Origin of the sequence: Vibrio sp. 10N.222.54.A3, assembly GCF_041474095.1 — a bacterium.
GTDB lineage: Bacteria > Pseudomonadota > Gammaproteobacteria > Enterobacterales > Vibrionaceae > Vibrio > Vibrio crassostreae_C.
This window is the reverse complement of record NZ_JBFRTN010000042.1, coordinates 97,934-115,887: the sequence shown is the minus strand read 5'-3', so window position 1 is coordinate 115,887 and position 17,954 is coordinate 97,934. Positions and strand designations below refer to the sequence as shown.

The window sequence follows — 17,954 nt, the reverse complement described above, 5'->3', positions numbered from 1 at the left end:
CATGGCGACGATATCCAAACAGGCTTATGCCGAAATGTTTGGGCCTACAGTCGGTGACCGAGTGCGTCTTGCTGACACCGATTTATGGCTAGAAGTTGAAAAGGATTACACCGTATACGGTGATGAAGTGAAGTTTGGCGGCGGTAAAGTGATCCGTGATGGACAGGGACAAAGCCAACGTCCAAGCGCCGAAACACCTGACTTGGTGATCACCAATGCGATTGTGTTGGATTATTGGGGCATCGTAAAAGCCGATGTCGCCATCAAAGACGGCCGAGTTCAAGCTTTAGGCAAAGCAGGTAACCCAGACGTTCAGCCGGGCGTCGATATAGTAATTGGCCCGGGCACGGAAATTTTGGCAGGTGAAGGCTCGATTCTCACCGCGGGTGGTATCGACTCACATATTCACTTTATCTGCCCGCAACAGATTGAAGAAGCCTTAGCATCTGGTGTTACGACCATGATAGGCGGTGGTACGGGGCCAAACACAGGGACTAACGCGACGACATGTACACCGGGTCCATGGAACATGCACCGTATGTTGGAATCACTCGACCAATTCCCAATGAACTTTGGTTTGTTAGGTAAGGGCAATGCGAGCCAACCGGAAGCATTGCGTGAACAAGTGGCAGCGGGTGCTGTGGGTTTGAAGTTGCACGAAGACTGGGGAACAACCCCTGCCTCAATCGATACTTGCTTGAGTGTTGCTGACGAGATGGACGTACAAGTTGCGATTCACACAGACACATTGAACGAATCGGGTTTTGTTGAATCGACACTTGGTGCAATCGGTGATCGCGTGATTCATACCTATCACACCGAAGGTGCAGGCGGTGGTCATGCTCCCGATATTATTCGCGCAGCAGGTGAACCGAACGTTCTGCCTTCCTCAACTAACCCGACACGCCCTTACACTATCAATACCGTCGATGAGCATTTGGATATGTTGATGGTGTGTCATCACCTTTCACCATCGATTGCTGAAGATGTCGCGTTCGCCGAATCGCGTATTCGCCGTGAAACCATTGCCGCAGAAGACATTCTTCATGACTTAGGCGCGTTCTCGATGATCGCTTCGGATTCACAAGCTATGGGGCGAGTGGGTGAAGTAATAACTCGAACTTGGCAAACCGCGCACAAGATGAAAGTTCAGCGTGGCAGCCTAAAAGAAGATTCTGATTACAGCGATAACTTTCGTTTAAGACGTTATGTCGCTAAGTACACCATCAACCCTGCTATCACGCATGGCATGTCTCATGAAATCGGTTCTATCGAAGCAGGGAAGTTAGCTGATCTAGTGTTGTGGAAGCCCGCTTTTTTTGGTGTGAAGCCCAGCGTGATTTTGAAAGGTGGCATGATTGCCATGGCACCAATGGGCGATCCAAACGCTTCTATCCCAACCCCTCAACCTGTTCACTATCGCTCTATGTTTGGTAGCTATGGCAAGGCGTGTCAGAACACATCGATGTTGTTTGTCTCTAAAGAAGCCAAGGAGCAGAACATCGACAAGCAATTGGGTCTGCAGAGCTTGATTGGTGTTGTGAGCAACTGCCGAAACATCAGCAAAGCCGACATGAAGCTCAATGGTTGGATGCCGAAGATTGAAGTCGACTCTCAGACGTACCAAGTGCGCGCCGATGGTGAACTACTCACGTGTGAGCCTGCTGAAGAGCTGCCAATGGCTCAGCGGTACTTTCTATTCTAAGCCTTTGACTAAAGAATCTTATTTTAGTGACCCTATTTTGAACGTTATAAATCTCACAAGGAGATTGAGGTAATAGCATGATTGAACTGACTCAACTGAATACTCAAATACAAAATGCACCGGACGGCTATTTGAGCCTGCCGATCGATAGTCGCATCAAAAGCCGCCTTAAGGTGATGCTCGATGACGGGCGCAATGCCGGGCTGTTTCTACCACGAGGTCATATCTTGCGTGGTGGCGAACAGCTCTCAAGTGAATGTGGTTTAGTCGTAGAAGTGAAAGCGGCACCTGAAACCGTTTCGACTGTTTACTGTGAAGACTTGCTCCTTTTAACGCGAGTGGCGTATCACCTTGGCAACCGTCATGTTCCGCTGCAAGTGGAAGCGGGTTGGGTTCGTTACCAACACGACCATGTTTTAGATGAAATGGTTGAAGGCTTAGGCGCGAAGGTGACCACCGAGAAACAACCGTTTGAACCAGAAGGCGGCGCTTATGGCGGTCGCTCAGGTGGTCATCATCACCATCATTAATCGAGTCATTTGAGACCCACCCATTTATAGATACAACCACGATATTAATAATTATAAACGCAAGGAACTCGCGATGAACTTTAAAACAGCTGCTGGCTTATGTACTTTCACAATAGCTTCTCTAACAACATCAACGATGGCTTTGGCTCACCCGGGGCACGGTTCGCATTCGGCTCATGAGTCTCACTCATTTATGTCTGGCTTAACTCACCCGGTAACAGGTATGGATCACCTGATCATGCTGATCGCTTTCGGTTTATTAATTGGCGCACTGTCATTTTCCACCAAGACAAAAGCATCTCTGATTGGCGGTGGATTGGTGTCTTTAGTGGTAGGGCTTATCGCAGGCCAAGCCCTAGGTTTCTCTGTGATTGTTGAGCCTGCCATTATCGCTTCTCTGTTTGTCGTCAGCTTATGTTTATGGCATGTATTCTCACCATCAACCAAGCGTGTAAACAGCGTATTAGTTGCTTCAATTGCTATGTTGTTTTTCCATGGTTACGCACACGGCGTTGAAGCCGCGAGCAACCTGACTCAGTTCGCAACAGGCATGAGTATCAGTGCTTTGGCTCTGATGGTTATCGGTACTTTTGTTGGTCGCGCGGTTTACTCTAAATGGTTGTCAGTCGGCGTGGCTTCAGCAAGCGCACTATTGCTGTTAGGCGCGTAGGCTCTCGAACTTATTTGATTCTGGAAGACTGAGGGCACGATTATGACCACAACAGAAAATGTAGCCGTCTATCGTCTGTTTCAATTGATCAGTCCATCGTTGCCGATTGGTGGGTTCACTTATTCGCAAGGCTTAGAGTTAGCGGTTGAAGCGGGGTGGGTGACCGATCGCAACAGCATGGAACAGTGGCTCAACACCATCGTCAACTCCAGTGTCGCGACCTTGGAATTGCCTATATTAGAGCGTCTTTACCACGCTCTAGAAAAGGGTGAACTCGATGAGATTGAGCACTGGTGTAATTACCTGTACTCAAGCCGTGAAACCAGTGAATTGCGAGCGGAAGAGAAACAGCGTGGGCAAGCATTGAATACTTTGTTGAAGCGCTTAGATATCGATATTTCACTGGTGGACTCTGTTGATAGTCACCCAAACCAATTGTTGGGCATGTGTATGGCGGCTCAGCATTGGGGTATTGATTTAGAGAGCCTCAAGCAGGGTTATTTATGGAGTTGGCTTGAAAACATCGTTACCGCAGGGGTCAAGTTAGTGCCTTTAGGTCAAACCGATGGTCAGTTGGCATTGATTAATATCACCAACACCTTTCCTGAGGTGATCGAAAAGGCCCGCACGATAGAAGATTGGATGATAGGCAGCTTTTCGCCTTCGATGGCATTAGCGAGTTCATTGCACGAAACACAATACACACGACTATTTCGTTCGTAGCGGTTAGCGCGAACGATGTAGCAAAAAGAATATAAGGAAGTAGACAATGGAAAGTTATAAGCAACCACTTCGAATTGGTATTGGCGGCCCGGTAGGGTCTGGTAAAACAGCGCTATTAGAAGTGCTTTGTAAAGCGATTCGCGACAAGCTCAATATCGCAGTGGTAACCAACGACATCTACACTCAAGAAGATGCCAAGATACTTACGCGAGCAGAGGCTCTAGAACCAGATCGTATTATTGGTGTTGAAACGGGTGGCTGTCCGCACACGGCGATCCGTGAAGATGCGTCGATGAACTTAGCTGCGGTAGAAGAGCTTGCCAAGCTGCATAAGAACCTCGATGTGGTATTCGTCGAAAGTGGCGGTGATAACTTGAGTGCGACGTTCAGCCCTGAATTAGCCGATCTTACCATCTACGTGATTGATGTAGCGGAAGGGGAGAAGATCCCACGTAAAGGTGGTCCGGGTATTACACGATCCGATCTGTTAGTCATCAACAAGATCGATTTAGCACCATATGTGGGTGCGTCACTTGAAGTGATGGAGCAAGACACTCAACGCATGCGACCAACTAAGCCATACGTGTTCACCAACCTCAAAGAGAGCCAAGGTTTAGATTTCATCATCAACTTTATTGTGACGGAAGGGATGCTGACCATGAAGGAGCCTTCTACGACGGAGTCGTGAGTAAGGTTTGAATCAGGTAGTTTTCTTTTACAGCCAGTAGATATACAAAAGCCCTGTCGATTATCGATAGGGCTTTCTGGTTTTAAATGATTTTCAACGTTCTAGTCGAACCTAAAGCTCACTCTTAGCGACTCTTGTTGTCACTTGCGACTCAATCACACCGTCTTCAACTTGAGTGGTGATCACTTCACCGACTTCGACATCGTTAATTGATGATACTGTCTTGCTCGATGCGGAATGAGTAATGCTGTAGCCACGCTTTAGGGTTGCCAGTGGACTAACGGTTTCTAGCTTCTCTGCAGCCATGGCTAGCTGATGGCGAGTGGTTAGCAGTGTTTTATCCATCGCATCTAATAGCTTTTGCTCTGAACGTTGCAGATGCAGTTTTTGTTCACCAAGGCGCTTCACTGGTGAGTTCAACTGAAGTTGGTGCTGTTTACGTTCAACACGCTGTGCATGTTGTTTTAGGTATTGAGTCATACCACGACGCAAACGCATGTCTAGGTCATCAAGCTGCTGACTCTGCTTTTGCAGTTGGTAGCTCGGGTGCTGTTTCTCCAAGCGGTATTTTAACGTTTGAGTGGATTGTGCTTGTTTGATTAACACATGACGAATCGCACTCACCAAGCGAGCACGTTTAGAGGCATAAGCTTGCTCTTTATGACTGTTGTCACGGCTAACCAATTCTGCAGCAGCTGACGGCGTTGGAGCACGCATATCTGCGACGAAATCGGCGATAGTGACGTCAACTTCGTGGCCAACTGCGCTGATAATCGGGATCTGGCTTGCTGCAATTGTGCGAGCAACGATCTCGTTATTGAAGCACCATAAGTCTTCTAATGAACCGCCGCCACGACCCACGATCAACACATCACACTCATTGCGTTCGTTAGCTCGTCCAATCGCTTGAGCAATCTGAATTGCCGCCTCTTCGCCTTGAACCATGGTCGGGTAAACCACAACAGGCAATGAAGGATCGCGTCTTTTCAGTACATCAAGAATATCAAACAGCGCAGCGCCCGTTTTTGAGGTGATAACGCCAACGCGCTTTGGGTGTTCAGGAAGTGGTTGCTTACTCGATTGAGCAAACAGGCCTTCTGCGGCAAGGTTCATCTTCAGTTTTTCAAACTCTTGCTGAAGCTTACCGTCACCCTCTGGCTGCATGCTTTCGATGATCAGTTGATAATCACCACGTGGCTCATAAAGAGACAGGCGAGCTTTGACTAGAACTTGATTACCATTCTGGGGCTTAAAGGTGACACGGCGGTTATTGCCACGAAACATGGCGCACTTAACTTGAGCGCGAGAGTCTTTAAGCGTGAGGTACCAGTGACCAGATACAGGTGCAGAGAAGTTTGAGATTTCACCAACGAGCCAGACTATTCCCATTTCGTTTTCTAATAGGAGACGAACCTCTGAGTTGAGGCGAGAAACAGTAAAGATGTTTGGATTAGTCATAGAAGCACTATCTTTCCTTGAAGGAAGGTCTTTCTTGGAATCTCACAGGGCGTGAGTATGGAAGATAGCGGCAATATAATACATAGCAAGGGGGTAAATGCAAATTAAAAGTACAAAAATGTGTAGCCAAGCGATTTCTTTGGCCGTATAATCCGTCCGCAATATCTAATCCAAATGCAGTTTGATTTTCCTTAATTGGCTGCCCTCATTAGGCGAAACGATGAGATTGGATTGTTTCTTTTTACTCCTATTATTGTGAGATATTGCAAATGCTAAGAATTGCCAAAGAAGCGCTGACATTCGACGACGTACTGCTAGTGCCAGCACACTCCACCGTTCTCCCTAATACAGCTGATCTTCGCACTCAGCTGACGAAGAATATTTCCCTAAACATCCCAATGATATCTGCATCTATGGATACTGTGACAGAAGCTCGCCTAGCGATTGCACTGGCACAAGAAGGCGGAATAGGCTTCATTCATAAGAATATGTCAATCGAACAGCAAGCTGAAATGGTTCGCCAGGTTAAAATTTACGAAGCTGGTGTGGTTTCTCACCCAGTAACAGTAAGCCCTGACGCGACAATCGCTGATGTTGTAGCCCTTACCCAAAAACACGGCTTTGCCGGTTTCCCTGTTGTTACTGAAACAAACGAACTTGTTGGTATTATTACTGGCCGTGACGTTCGCTTTGTTACTGACCTTTCTAAGAAAGTTGATGTAGTAATGACACCTAAAGCTCGCCTTGCTTCTGTTAAAGAAGGTGCAACTCGTGAAGAAGTTCAAGAGAAAATGCACGAAGCGCGTGTTGAAAAAGTTCTTGTTGTAAATGATGACTTCCAACTTACTGGAATGATCACTGCAAAAGATTTCCACAAAGCAGAACGTAAACCAAACGCTTGTAAAGATGAGCGCGGCAGCCTACGTGTAGGTGCAGCTGTTGGTGCTGGCGCTGGTAACGAAGAGCGCGTTGCTGCTCTAGTTGAAGCTGGCGTAGACGTTCTACTTATCGACTCTTCACACGGTCACTCTGAAGGCGTACTTAACCGTATCCGCGAAACTCGCGCTGCATACCCTGATCTACAAATCATCGGTGGTAACGTAGCAACTGGCGCTGGCGCTCGTGCTCTTATCGAAGCGGGTGTTAGTGCGGTTAAAGTAGGTATCGGCCCGGGTTCAATCTGTACGACTCGTATCGTTACTGGTGTTGGTGTTCCTCAAGTAACAGCAATCGCAGACGCAGCTGAAGTAGCTAACGAATACGGTATTCCAGTAATCGCAGATGGCGGTATCCGCTTCTCTGGCGATATCTGTAAAGCTATCGTTGCTGGCGCATCTTGTGTGATGGTTGGTTCAATGTTCGCGGGTACTGAAGAAGCACCGGGTGAAGTTATTCTTTACAACGGTCGTTCTTACAAGTCTTACCGTGGTATGGGTTCTCTTGGCGCTATGTCTCAAGGTTCTTCTGACCGTTACTTCCAATCTGACAACGCTGCAGACAAGCTTGTTCCAGAAGGTATTGAAGGTCGTATCGCATACAAAGGTCGTCTAAAAGAGATCGTTCACCAACAGATGGGCGGTCTACGCTCAAGCATGGGCCTAACGGGTTCTGCAACTGTTGAAGACATGCGTACTAAAGCTGAGTTTGTTCGTATCTCTGGTGCGGGCATGAAAGAATCTCACGTACACGATGTTCAAATCACGAAAGAAGCACCTAACTACCGTTTAGGTTAATAATACGTCCAAACGTTTGAATAATGTGCTGATTTAGTCGGCACATTAATATACCAATCGTAGTAAATAACTGGTCATCCTAGCTTGTTAAAAACCTCGATAACTTCGTTAGAATTTTTGATTGTAGAATAACTACTTATCAGAACTCTTTGTCGAATAGAGCAGCCTCGTTCTCAGGCTTTTTTCCTACGCTATTCCTGAACACTTACTTACTGTGATTGGTATTATATCTACCGCCTGTTTTGTTAAAAGTCCGATTGTCTCAAAACACGTGGTTAAAGATATCTAACGAAAACGTTTGCTTTATTTCTTGAAGAGTTAATCAGAGGTGAGTAAACTCACCTCCGTTTTATCACATAGCCAATAAGACTGCTTACAATGACTAAAAATATTCATGACCAACGTATTCTAATTCTAGACTTCGGTTCTCAATACACACAGCTAGTAGCTCGTCGTATTCGTGAGATCGGTGTTTACTGTGAACTTTGGAGCTGGGACGTAGAAGAAGCGGATATTCGTGAATTCAATCCAGACGGCATCATCCTATCTGGTGGTCCTGAAAGTGTAACGGAGGAGAACTCTCCACGTGCACCTCAGTACGTATTTGATTCAGGTGTTCCTGTATTCGGTATCTGCTACGGCATGCAAACTATGGCTGAGCAACTTGGCGGTAAAGTAGCAACGTCTACTGAGCGCGAGTTCGGCTACGCAGCGGTACAAGTGACTGGCGAATCTGCACTTTTCGCTGACCTTGAGTCTACTCAAGATGTTTGGATGAGCCACGGCGACAAAGTAGTTGAGATTCCAGCTGATTTCACAAAGATCGCTGAAACAGACACTTGCCCATACGCTGCAATGGCAAACGAAGAGAAGAAGTACTTCGGTGTTCAATTCCACCCAGAAGTAACACACACTAAAAACGGCCTGAAAATGCTTGAGAACTTCGTTCTTAACGTATGTGGTTGTGAAGGTCTGTGGACTTCAGCTTCAATCATTGAAGATGCAGTTGCACGTATTAAAGAACAAGTAGGTGACGACGAAGTTATCCTTGGTCTTTCTGGTGGTGTTGATTCATCTGTAGTTGCGATGCTTGCTCACCGCGCTATCGGCGACAAACTAACATGTGTATTTGTTGATAACGGCCTTCTTCGTCTAAACGAAGCTGAGCAAGTTATGGATATGTTTGGTGACCAGTTCGGCCTAAACATCATCAAAGTCGATGCAGAAGATCGTTTCCTTAAAGCTCTGGAAGGCGAAGCTGAACCAGAAGCTAAGCGTAAAATCATCGGTCACGTATTCGTAGATATCTTCGATGAAGAGTCTAAGAAACTATCTAATGCTAAATGGCTTGCTCAGGGTACTATCTACCCAGACGTAATCGAGTCTGCAGCATCTAAGACAGGTAAAGCACACGTAATCAAATCTCACCACAACGTTGGTGGCCTTCCTGATGATATGGAAATGGGTCTTGTTGAACCTCTACGTGAGCTGTTTAAAGATGAAGTACGTAAGATCGGCCTTGAGCTTGGTCTTCCATACAACATGCTTTACCGCCACCCATTCCCGGGTCCTGGTCTAGGTGTTCGTGTTCTTGGCGAAATCAAGAAAGAGTACTGTGATCTACTGCGTCGCGCAGATGCTATTTTCATTGAAGAGCTTCACGCTGCTGACCTTTACCACAAAGTATCTCAAGCATTCACGGTATTCCTACCAGTACGTTCAGTTGGCGTAATGGGCGATGGCCGTAAGTACGATTGGGTTGTATCTCTACGTGCCGTAGAAACTATCGACTTCATGACTGCTCACTGGGCACACCTACCATACGACTTCCTAGGTAAGGTTTCTAACCGTATTATCAACGAAGTTAACGGCATTTCACGTGTTGTTTACGATATTTCTGGTAAGCCACCAGCAACTATCGAGTGGGAATAATCTCTTAGAGATTTAACCAGCTTTGATTAAGATCTTAAGCCTCGAACTCAGTTTGGGGCTTTTTTCTTTTCGATTGATTATATTGATTCATTACATTAACGGCTTATGAGCAATACCTCGAAATCAAATGAACAATAACTAGAAACCAAATGAGTTGGAAACTAGATATCAGCTCAAGAAACCATGAGACGCTTTGTTGTGCTGAGCCATGTATCAAAAAGATCACTCGCACTTTTTATAAATTCACACAGCTACAGCTAGGCCATTCCACATGTGAAGCATACTCTTTGATGGACTTATTAAGGACAGATAAGAGAATCCATCATGTTAAAAATCAAATATTTGGCGACAGTACTGGGCTGCACATTAGCAGCGCAAAGTCATGCGTCTTTGAACATTCAACCTGATCCGCAAAACCCGAATGGTTACCTTGTTGAAAAGTCGGCTTTACAAGCTGCTGAACAAGCGAAAACATCCGATCCTATGTATGCGATCTGGTCACAGGCCCTTCAAACTCGCCCGAATACAATCGTTGAAGCGATTGACCCCGGTTCCCCCTCGAATCCTGAAAACATAAAGCGTGTAGAGCGCGTGTTCCCACAATCTGAATGGGACTTCCTCACTCAGATGGCAGCGCCAGAATACACCTACACTCGCTTCTTACGTGCGATCGGTAAATTCCCAGCGTTCTGTGGAGAGTACACCGATGGCCGTGACTCCGATGCCATCTGTAAAAAATCCATCATCACGGCCTTTGCTCACTTTTCACAAGAGACGGGTGGGCACATCGCGATAGGCAACACCTCTGATAATCCATTAGCTCTAGAAGAGTGGCAGCAAGCGCTGGTGCATGTTCGCGAAATGGGTTGGTCTGAAGGCCAAGAAGGTTACACCACAGGTTGTGGTCAGAATGATTGGCAGAATGCCCGTTGGCCATGTGCTGCGGGGCAGGGTTACTTCGGACGTGGTGCTAAACAGCTTTCTTACCATTTTAATTACGGCGCGTTCTCTGAAGTGATGTTCGATGGCGATGCGACGGTGCTTCTCAACAATCCGGGATTAGTGGCGGATTCTTGGTTGAACTTAGCGTCTGCTATCTGGTTCTTTTTAACACCACAAGCGCCTAAACCGGCAATGCTGCATGTAATTGACCGAACATGGACACCATCTCAACGTGAATTGGATGCGGGTATTGGCTATGGCTTTGGTACCACAATCAACGTGATCAATGGTGGTATTGAATGTGGCGAGCAGAACAAAGACAAAGGCCAACCCGTTAACCGTATTCGTTACTGGGAAGGGTTAGCCGCGCACTATGAAATTCCTGTAGAAGCCGATGAAGCCAATACATGTTGGCAGCAAACGCCTTACGGAAGCTTGAATCTCAACGGAGCAACGGATGTGTTGTACACCAACTGGGATGGTAACTGGAAATACTACGCAGACCGCCCTGAAGGGTATTCATTTGAGTGTGAGCTAGTGGGCTTTCAAACTGCTTATTCCGCACTGGTGGCTGGCGATTACGAGAAGTGTGTGACCAACTTTTATGGTTCTCATGCGAGTTGGCCTGAAGTGAAAGTGGTCGATAAGCTGGATCCGGTAGATCCTGGTACTGATCCGGGTGGTAATGGTTGGAGTGCGACCAAGGTTTACAACGCGGGTGACCAAGTGACTCACAACGGTGCAACCTATGAAGCGAAATGGTGGACACAAGGGGATGACCCTGCCAATGGTGGCCCTTGGAAACTAGTAGCGGGCGAGCCAACACCACCGGTAGTGACAGATCCATCGCCTGTTGATCCTGCCCCTGTCGATCCAGAACCAGTAGACCCTGCACCCGTTGAACCACCTGTGACAGAACCGCCAGTGGTTGTCGATCCATCTGAATTTATTACGTGGCAAGCCGGTGTTAGCCAAGTGAGTAATGGCGATAAAGTGACGCATAACGGTAAGTGCTTCGTGGCTAAAAACGGCCCAGGTGTTTGGGAAAGCCCAGTTCAATCGAATTGGTTCTGGGATGAAATCAGCTGTAATTGATAGTCTGAATACTGAAGAGGTGGCCTAAGTTACGAGCTTAGTAGTACGACCATAGCGATATAAATAATCAAAAGCCGAAAGTTTCTACTTTCGGCTTTTTTCCGTTTCGAACTTGGCTATTTAAGCAGGGTGATTGGTCTATTTGGCTATGTTGAAGCGCATTTAAAGACTAATTATCCAGTTAGAGGATAAAGTTCTGTACAAATGATGTTTGTGAATTTATATTCAAATTTAATTTATATTTATTCTTTTATTTTAGGGTTAAGGTGTACCTATGGAACAGACAGATATCACGTCACTCATCCCCATTGTGATTACTTTGGTGTTGTCATTGGCGACAAGGAATGTGGTGATAGGCCTTTTTGCTGGTGTGCTGAGTGGTGTTGCAATGCTGACTGGCATGTTTAGCGAACTTAACCCGCTTGATACGTTTGGTACCATGGTTAAAGGTTACCTAGTCCCTCAGCTTACAGATAGCTACAACGCTGGCGTGATTATGCTGTTGGTGTTCATCGGTGGTTTTGTCGCTTTGATGGAAAAGTCGGGTGGTGGTGTTGCGTTTGCTAAGCGTGTGACTCAGTGGGTAAGCAACAAGTGCCAAGCTCAATTGTCTGCGTGGTTTGGAGGAATCGTGATATTTTTCTCTGACTTAGGTACTCCGTTGATTGTTGGTCCTGTCTTTCGCCCTCTTTTCGATAAACTGAAACTTTCTAGACAGAAGTTGGCATTCATCATCGACTCTACATCATCACCCGTCGCGATCCTTATCCCTTTCATTGGGTGGGGCGTGTATATCATGAGCCTGATTCAGAAAGAGTTTACGGCGTTGAATGTCAATATGTCTGATTGGGATGCGTTCATCGGTGCGATTCCTTTTCAGTTCTACGCATTCCTCGCGATTTTCATCGTTCCGCTCGTGTCCGTTAAAGGTTTAGATTTTGGGCCAATGGCAAAAGCTGAGCGTGATTGCCAGGCGGGAATTAACTCTGGCGTGAATAACGAATCACTAAATCCGTTCTCGCATAAAAATGCAAAGGCATCTTTTGTCTGGGCACCATTGTTAGTGATGCTGGTGGTGTTGTGCGCCATGCTGGTACCACAAGGTTTCCCGTTCCAAAAGGTCGCAGGTTCATCATTTAGAGCGGCGTTATCATCGGCTTATTTCTTTGCGGCGATTACATTAATTTCGTTAATGGCTTACTACGGTGTAAGAAAGTTGCCTGATGGTGTTTCTGTGTACTTAAAAGGCATGGGAAACATGATGCCAGTCGCGATCATCTTGGTATTGGCTTGGGCATTAAGCACCGTTGGTAAGGAGTTGGGTGCGGCAGCTTATATTGCTGAGCAAGCACAGAGCGGCTTTCCATATTGGTTAGTACCTGCGGTCGCGTTTTTATTATCGGCTATCATTTCATTCGCAACGGGATCGTCGTGGGGAACCTTCGCGATAATGATGCCATTGGTCATTCCAACCGCTATTGCGATCGATGCGCCTTTATTAGTCGCGATCGGTGCTGTGTTATCGGGAGGGTTATTTGGTGATCACTGCTCGCCGATCTCTGAAACAACCATTCTTTCCTCAACAGGTGCAGGGTGTGATCAATTTGAACACTTTAAGACTCAGCTTCCTTACGCATTGATGAACGGCTCTATTGCTCTGATTAGTTTTGTAGTCGCAGGCTTTACGGGAAGTGCATTGGTTGTGTTAGGCGCTCTTGTTGCTCAGCTTATTCTTGTAACTCTGTTAGCCAAGCGCGACGCGAGTAAAAACGCTTCTTCAGACGTTCAATCTCAAGTGTCTGAATCTAAACCACAACAAGCGTAATTTAATCTGTCCAAGTAGATACGAGATTTAATGGACAGTAAACAAGTAACGAAAAGCTCGCCCTATTATTACTCGTGTTTGCAATTTAGTTTCTCGCTTGCTCAATCTGAACGCGCTCTTCGCATCCCGTATCTCGTTACCCGCATCTAAGCAAACCTCCGTCATTCCCTACAGTGAGGAACGAACGTGGTAGGGAGTCTCTGGCGTTTATCGTCGGTGCTTATGTCTAAAAGGAGATTCCAGATATCTCGTCCCTCGATTCTGGAATGACGATCAAATGAGTCGATACGTGACAGGGAATTTGTTTACTTATAGGTTCTATGAATTAATTAGCGTTGTTATGAAACTAATCTTCCATAAGATCATTTACACAATCTTAGTTTTCGATAACTGGATTACCTAGTTGTACGGTTTATAGATTAAAATTTTCTGACAACTTTTATTGTTTTTTTTTAATCAACCACTTTAATAAGGTAAATTCGCAATGTCGACCAAACTAGCTAACCCAGCGCCACTAGGCTTAATGGGTTTCGGTATGACCACTATTCTTCTTAATATCCACAACGCAGGTTTCTTTCCAATCGATTCAATGATTCTTGCTATGGGTATTTTTTACGGTGGTTTGAGCCAAGTTATCGTGGGCACAATGTGTTTCAAACGTGGTGACACGTTCGGTACAACTGCGTTTACTTCTTACGGCCTATTCTGGTTGTCTTTGGTTGGTTTAATCGTGATGCCTTACATGGGTCTACCTGCAAGCCCTGCAGCATTCATGGGTTGGTACCTACTACTATGGGGCATCTTCACAGGCTTCATGTTCATCGGCTCTCTATGCTACCCAGTGGCGAAGCAAGTAGTATTCGGTTCACTAACTATCTTGTTCTTCCTACTTGCAGCTCGTGATTTCACTGGCAGCGAACTAATCGGCACTATCGCTGGTTTTGAAGGTATCTTCTGTGGCGCTTCAGCTATCTACTTTGCAATGGCACAAGTAATCAACAACGAATACGGCCGCACAGTACTGCCTATCGGTGAGAAGAAAGCGCCTCAAATGGCAACACAAGAAATCGCTGCTTAATACTCTAACTCGGGAACAGTTAGTTTGTTATAAGCCATTTATTAGTTATGAATAAAACAAAAGGGGTTAGCCGAAATAGCTAACCCCTTTTTTATGCGTTATTAATAGCACTATTTGTTAAAGCGATCTATTTGCTAAGGAAAGCTTAAGCTGAAGGTTGCTCTACAGGTTTAGTGTCTGCAGCTTCTGCTTCTGGAGACTTGCCTGTTTTACGCTTGTACTTCTCTTCCCAGTAAGTTGCACCTTTAATGCCTAGTTTTACAGGGTTGAATGTGTACTCAGTTACGCCTTGTTTCTGCTGTTCTTCGTAGTCAGCTAGAGCTTTAAGCGCAGGCTTAGACATGAAGAAGATGATCAGAATACCAACGATGTTTAACCATGCCATCAAGCCAACACCAACATCACCCATTGCCCATGCAAGGTTCGCTGTTTTAACTGTGCCATAGAAAACGGCAGTGATAAGAACAAGCTTAAGTACGAACATCATGCCAGGGATCTTGATGGTACGACGTAGGTAAGCAATATTCGTTTCTGCGATGTAGTAGTAAGCAAGAATCGTTGTAAATGCGAAGAAGAACAGAGCAAATGCGATGAATGGCTTACCAATGCCTGGTAGTGCACTTTCAATAGCAAGCTGTGTAAATACAGGACCGTTGGCACCAATGTTTGCTGCTAGGTTCTGAACAAGGAACACACCCTCAGCGCCGCCGTGAACGTTGTAAGCACCAGTGATGATGATCATGAACGCTGTAGCAGAACATACTAGAAGAGTATCGATGTAGATAGAGAATGCTTGTACTAAACCTTGCTGAGCTGGGTGATCAACACTTGCAGCAGCTGCCGCGTGAGGACCAGTACCTTGACCTGCTTCGTTTGAGTAAACACCACGCTTAACACCCCAACCAATTGCAGCACCGAAGCCTGCCATAGGTGTGAATGCATCACCAACAATCATTGCGAAAACAGTTGGCACTTGGCTGATGTTTAGCAGAATGATAACGAACGCGATGATGATGTAAGCCAATGCCATGAAAGGAACAACGATCTGTGTGAAGTTCGCAATACGTTTAACACCACCAAAGATGATGAAAGCAAGGATGATAGCAACAACAGTACCGGTGAAAATTTTAGCGAAACTGAATGTACCGACAGCTGTTTCAATCATGTCACCTGAACCAAATGCAGCTTCTACAGCATTACCAATACTGTTTGACTGAACACCTGGAAGCAAAATACCACATGCAAAAATAGTCGCGATTGCGAAGATCCATGCGTACCACTTCTGACCCATTGCTTTTTCAATGTAGTAAGCCGGACCACCACGGAACTGGCCTTCGTCTTCTTCTTTGTAGATTTGCGCTAGCGTAGATTCTGCATAAGCAGTCGCGGCGCCAAAGAAGGCTACAACCCACATCCAGAATACTGCACCTGGGCCACCGAAACCGATAGCGGCAGCAACACCAGCAATGTTACCTGTACCTACACGGCCAGATAGCGAAACGGCTAGAGCTTGGAAAGACGAGATGCCTTTTGATGAGCTTTTACCCGATAGTAGCAAGCGCCACATTTCAAAGAAGTGACGGATTTGAACAAATCGAGTCATGATGGAGTAGAACAAACCTGCACCTAAACATAGGTAGATAAGTACTGGGCTCCAGATTATTCCATTCAAAAAATCAACGAATGACTGCATGAGTATTTTCCCTGTTAGTTTTGCTTATGATTGTTTTTCGAACAACACAATACTTCACTTGTAACCCGAGTGTTAAATTATTTAACTGCCTATTAGGATTACTGTGACATAAAGCATGTTACAGGGAGTATTTGTTAACGCTTAGTGCTAATTTGATAATCGTTTCATTAAAATTGATATGCAATTGGTTGTTTTTAGTGTCGGTTTGTAAAGTGAATAAATAGTGATTAATACAAATTTTCGAAACTCACAATATGTGTCAGAAGGGAAAGTAGAAGAAAAATGAGAGGAAACGTTGTTCAGTACTAATGACTGTTAACACATTACGACGGTAAAGACGCAAGAATATATCACCGATATAGTGAAATTAGGCAGGTTTAAGGGGAGGTATTATTTAAAATATCAGTAGTGATTTTTAGAACTTTCCGTAAGGATTACCGCAATCAGAAATCGTGAATCAATCGCCTGTTTTAAACGACTTTAAATCCTTTTCCAACCAAAGCTTGAGCGAACTCAGACTGAGTGTTTGGATCTCCGTGAATCAAATGTACCTCTTTGGGTGGCACGGTTATTTCTTCTATAAATCGATTGAGATCATCTTTATCAGCATGAGCAGAGTAGCCAGACATACTATGGATCTGAGCCTTCACCTCAACGTGTTGGTTATCGATGGAAACCTGTTTTTCTCCTTGTTGTAGCTCTCGCCCGAGCGTTCCGTGAGCTTGATAGCCTGCTAAAATCACATCGGTTCGTTTATCGGGAAGTAAGGCGGATAAGTAGTTCATTATCCTGCCGCCCTGACACATTCCAGAAGCTGCGACCACAATTGCGGGTTCACCTGTCGACTTGAGGCGATTCACGATTTTCTTGTGCATTCTATGTCCATCGACGGTAATGCACTGCTCAAAAGCGAGTGGGTGACGTTTCAGTTCAAGGCGGTGCTTTGCTTCTTGTCCCCAGAGCTCTTTAAAGCGTCGGTATGAACGCGTCACTTTCTGAGCCATAGGTGAGTCGAGAATAATAGGAATATCGCTGCTGAGTTGATGCTCAAAGATCAGATTTTCGATATCAAACAGCAGTTCTTGTGTTCTGCCGATGCTAAAAGCCGGAATTAAAATAACGCCACCATCAAGCAGCGAACGATCAATGATCGCCTTCAAGCGCTCCGATCTCGTTGCAATATCGTCATGTTTACTGGTGCCGTAAGTTGATTCGATAAATAGGTAATCGGCTTGTTGTGGTGGCAGAGGATCGGGCAGCAGTGGTGTGTTAGTTGGGCCTAAGTCGCCAGAGAAGACTACGACCTCTTGGCTTGGTAACTTAATCTCTATATAGGCCGAACCTAAGATATGCCCTGCAGGTTGAAAACGGGCATACAGAGTATTTGGCCTATGATGAACCTTCCCGTCGTTTTGCTGTTTAGAGACAATTGGAAACCATTCGCCGTAAGGCTTGGGAGCTATCAACGAATGAATCTTTTTAAGGATGAGTTTGGATTGTTTATGACTGAGCCCTTGCAGTTTTAGGCCGTCTTCAATCATTAAAGGGGCGAGCTCTGCGGTGGCTTGCGTGCAATAAATCGGTTGGTTAAACCCACTGGCGAGTAACCAAGGTAATCGGCCAATATGATCAATGTGAGTATGGGTCAGCAGCAGAGCGTTGAGGTGGGATGTTTCAAATTCAATATCAAGAGGGCGAGTGTCCGCACCTTGAAGCTTTTTACCTTGAAGATCTAAACCTTGAAAAAGGCCACAATCGATGAGCACCGCTTGGCCTGAATCTCTTAGCTCGTGACAAGATCCTGTGACAGTATGTTTGCCACCATGGTGAATCACTTCCATCGTTTGCTCCCATTGCTCTATAAAGCCGTTAACGCCTGTTT

13 protein-coding genes are annotated in these 17,954 nt (G+C 45.7%); 10 read left to right on the top strand and 3 right to left on the bottom strand.

Annotated features, from left to right (window positions below; all coding sequences use genetic code 11):
• Position 1 precedes the first annotated feature (1 nt).
• From ureC to ureG, 5 genes are all read left to right on the top strand, one after another.
• Complete coding sequence (ureC, locus tag AB4507_RS10410) at positions 2-1,705, top strand: urease subunit alpha (protein WP_372182617.1); 1,704 nt, start codon at positions 2-4, stop codon at positions 1,703-1,705.
• A 77-nt stretch (positions 1,706-1,782) separates the two neighbouring features.
• A complete protein-coding gene (ureE, locus tag AB4507_RS10405; RefSeq protein WP_004735122.1) occupies positions 1,783-2,235 on the top strand; it encodes an urease accessory protein UreE in 453 nt (150 codons plus the stop codon).
• 73 nt (positions 2,236-2,308) lie between these two features.
• Positions 2,309-2,905 carry a HupE/UreJ family protein gene (locus tag AB4507_RS10400; protein WP_372182616.1) on the top strand — a complete coding sequence of 199 codons (597 nt, stop codon included), beginning with the start codon at positions 2,309-2,311 and terminating at the stop codon, positions 2,903-2,905.
• Between the two features lie 42 nt (positions 2,906-2,947).
• Entirely contained in the window at positions 2,948-3,628 is a 681-nt protein-coding gene (locus AB4507_RS10395) for an urease accessory protein UreF (RefSeq protein WP_372174737.1), read from the top strand.
• Between the two features lie 46 nt (positions 3,629-3,674).
• The gene (gene ureG, locus AB4507_RS10390; RefSeq protein ID WP_004735125.1) at positions 3,675-4,316 is read left to right on the top strand and encodes an urease accessory protein UreG; all 642 of its coding nucleotides are present in this window, start codon (positions 3,675-3,677) and stop codon (positions 4,314-4,316) included.
• 111 nt (positions 4,317-4,427) lie between these two features.
• On the opposite strand, the gene xseA is transcribed toward ureG, so the two are convergent.
• Positions 4,428-5,774, bottom strand: coding sequence for an exodeoxyribonuclease VII large subunit (gene xseA / locus AB4507_RS10385; protein WP_017066420.1), 1,347 nt, complete (start codon positions 5,772-5,774; stop codon positions 4,428-4,430).
• Between the two features lie 269 nt (positions 5,775-6,043).
• On the opposite strand from xseA, the gene guaB reads away from it, so the two are divergent.
• The 5 genes from guaB (at position 6,044) to AB4507_RS10360 (ending at position 14,379) form a co-directional block, all read left to right on the top strand.
• A complete protein-coding gene (gene guaB, locus AB4507_RS10380) occupies positions 6,044-7,507 on the top strand; it encodes an IMP dehydrogenase (protein ID WP_017062496.1) in 1,464 nt (487 codons plus the stop codon).
• A 378-nt stretch (positions 7,508-7,885) separates the two neighbouring features.
• Positions 7,886-9,439 (top strand): glutamine-hydrolyzing GMP synthase, encoded by a 1,554-nt coding sequence (gene guaA / locus AB4507_RS10375; RefSeq protein ID WP_017059729.1) that lies wholly within the window; start codon positions 7,886-7,888, stop codon positions 9,437-9,439.
• Between the two features lie 324 nt (positions 9,440-9,763).
• The gene (locus tag AB4507_RS10370) at positions 9,764-11,476 is read left to right on the top strand and encodes a glycoside hydrolase family 19 protein (protein WP_372182615.1); all 1,713 of its coding nucleotides are present in this window, start codon (positions 9,764-9,766) and stop codon (positions 11,474-11,476) included.
• A gap of 274 nt (positions 11,477-11,750) precedes the next feature.
• Positions 11,751-13,301: a Na+/H+ antiporter NhaC family protein gene (locus AB4507_RS10365; protein WP_372182614.1), complete on the top strand. Its 1,551-nt coding sequence runs from the start codon at positions 11,751-11,753 to the stop codon at positions 13,299-13,301.
• Positions 13,302-13,785: 484 nt separating this feature from the next.
• Positions 13,786-14,379 (top strand): acetate uptake transporter, encoded by a 594-nt coding sequence (locus AB4507_RS10360; protein ID WP_010440610.1) that lies wholly within the window; start codon positions 13,786-13,788, stop codon positions 14,377-14,379.
• 145 nt (positions 14,380-14,524) lie between these two features.
• Here the strand turns inward: AB4507_RS10360 and AB4507_RS10355 are convergent, their stop codons facing one another.
• Together AB4507_RS10355 and AB4507_RS10350 are read right to left on the bottom strand one after the other, a co-directional pair.
• Complete coding sequence (locus AB4507_RS10355) at positions 14,525-16,072, bottom strand: sodium:alanine symporter family protein (protein ID WP_017069529.1); 1,548 nt, start codon at positions 16,070-16,072, stop codon at positions 14,525-14,527.
• A gap of 470 nt (positions 16,073-16,542) precedes the next feature.
• Positions 16,543-17,913: an MBL fold metallo-hydrolase gene (locus AB4507_RS10350; RefSeq protein ID WP_137001227.1), complete on the bottom strand. Its 1,371-nt coding sequence runs from the start codon at positions 17,911-17,913 to the stop codon at positions 16,543-16,545.
• Between the last annotated feature and the right edge of the window lie 41 nt (positions 17,914-17,954).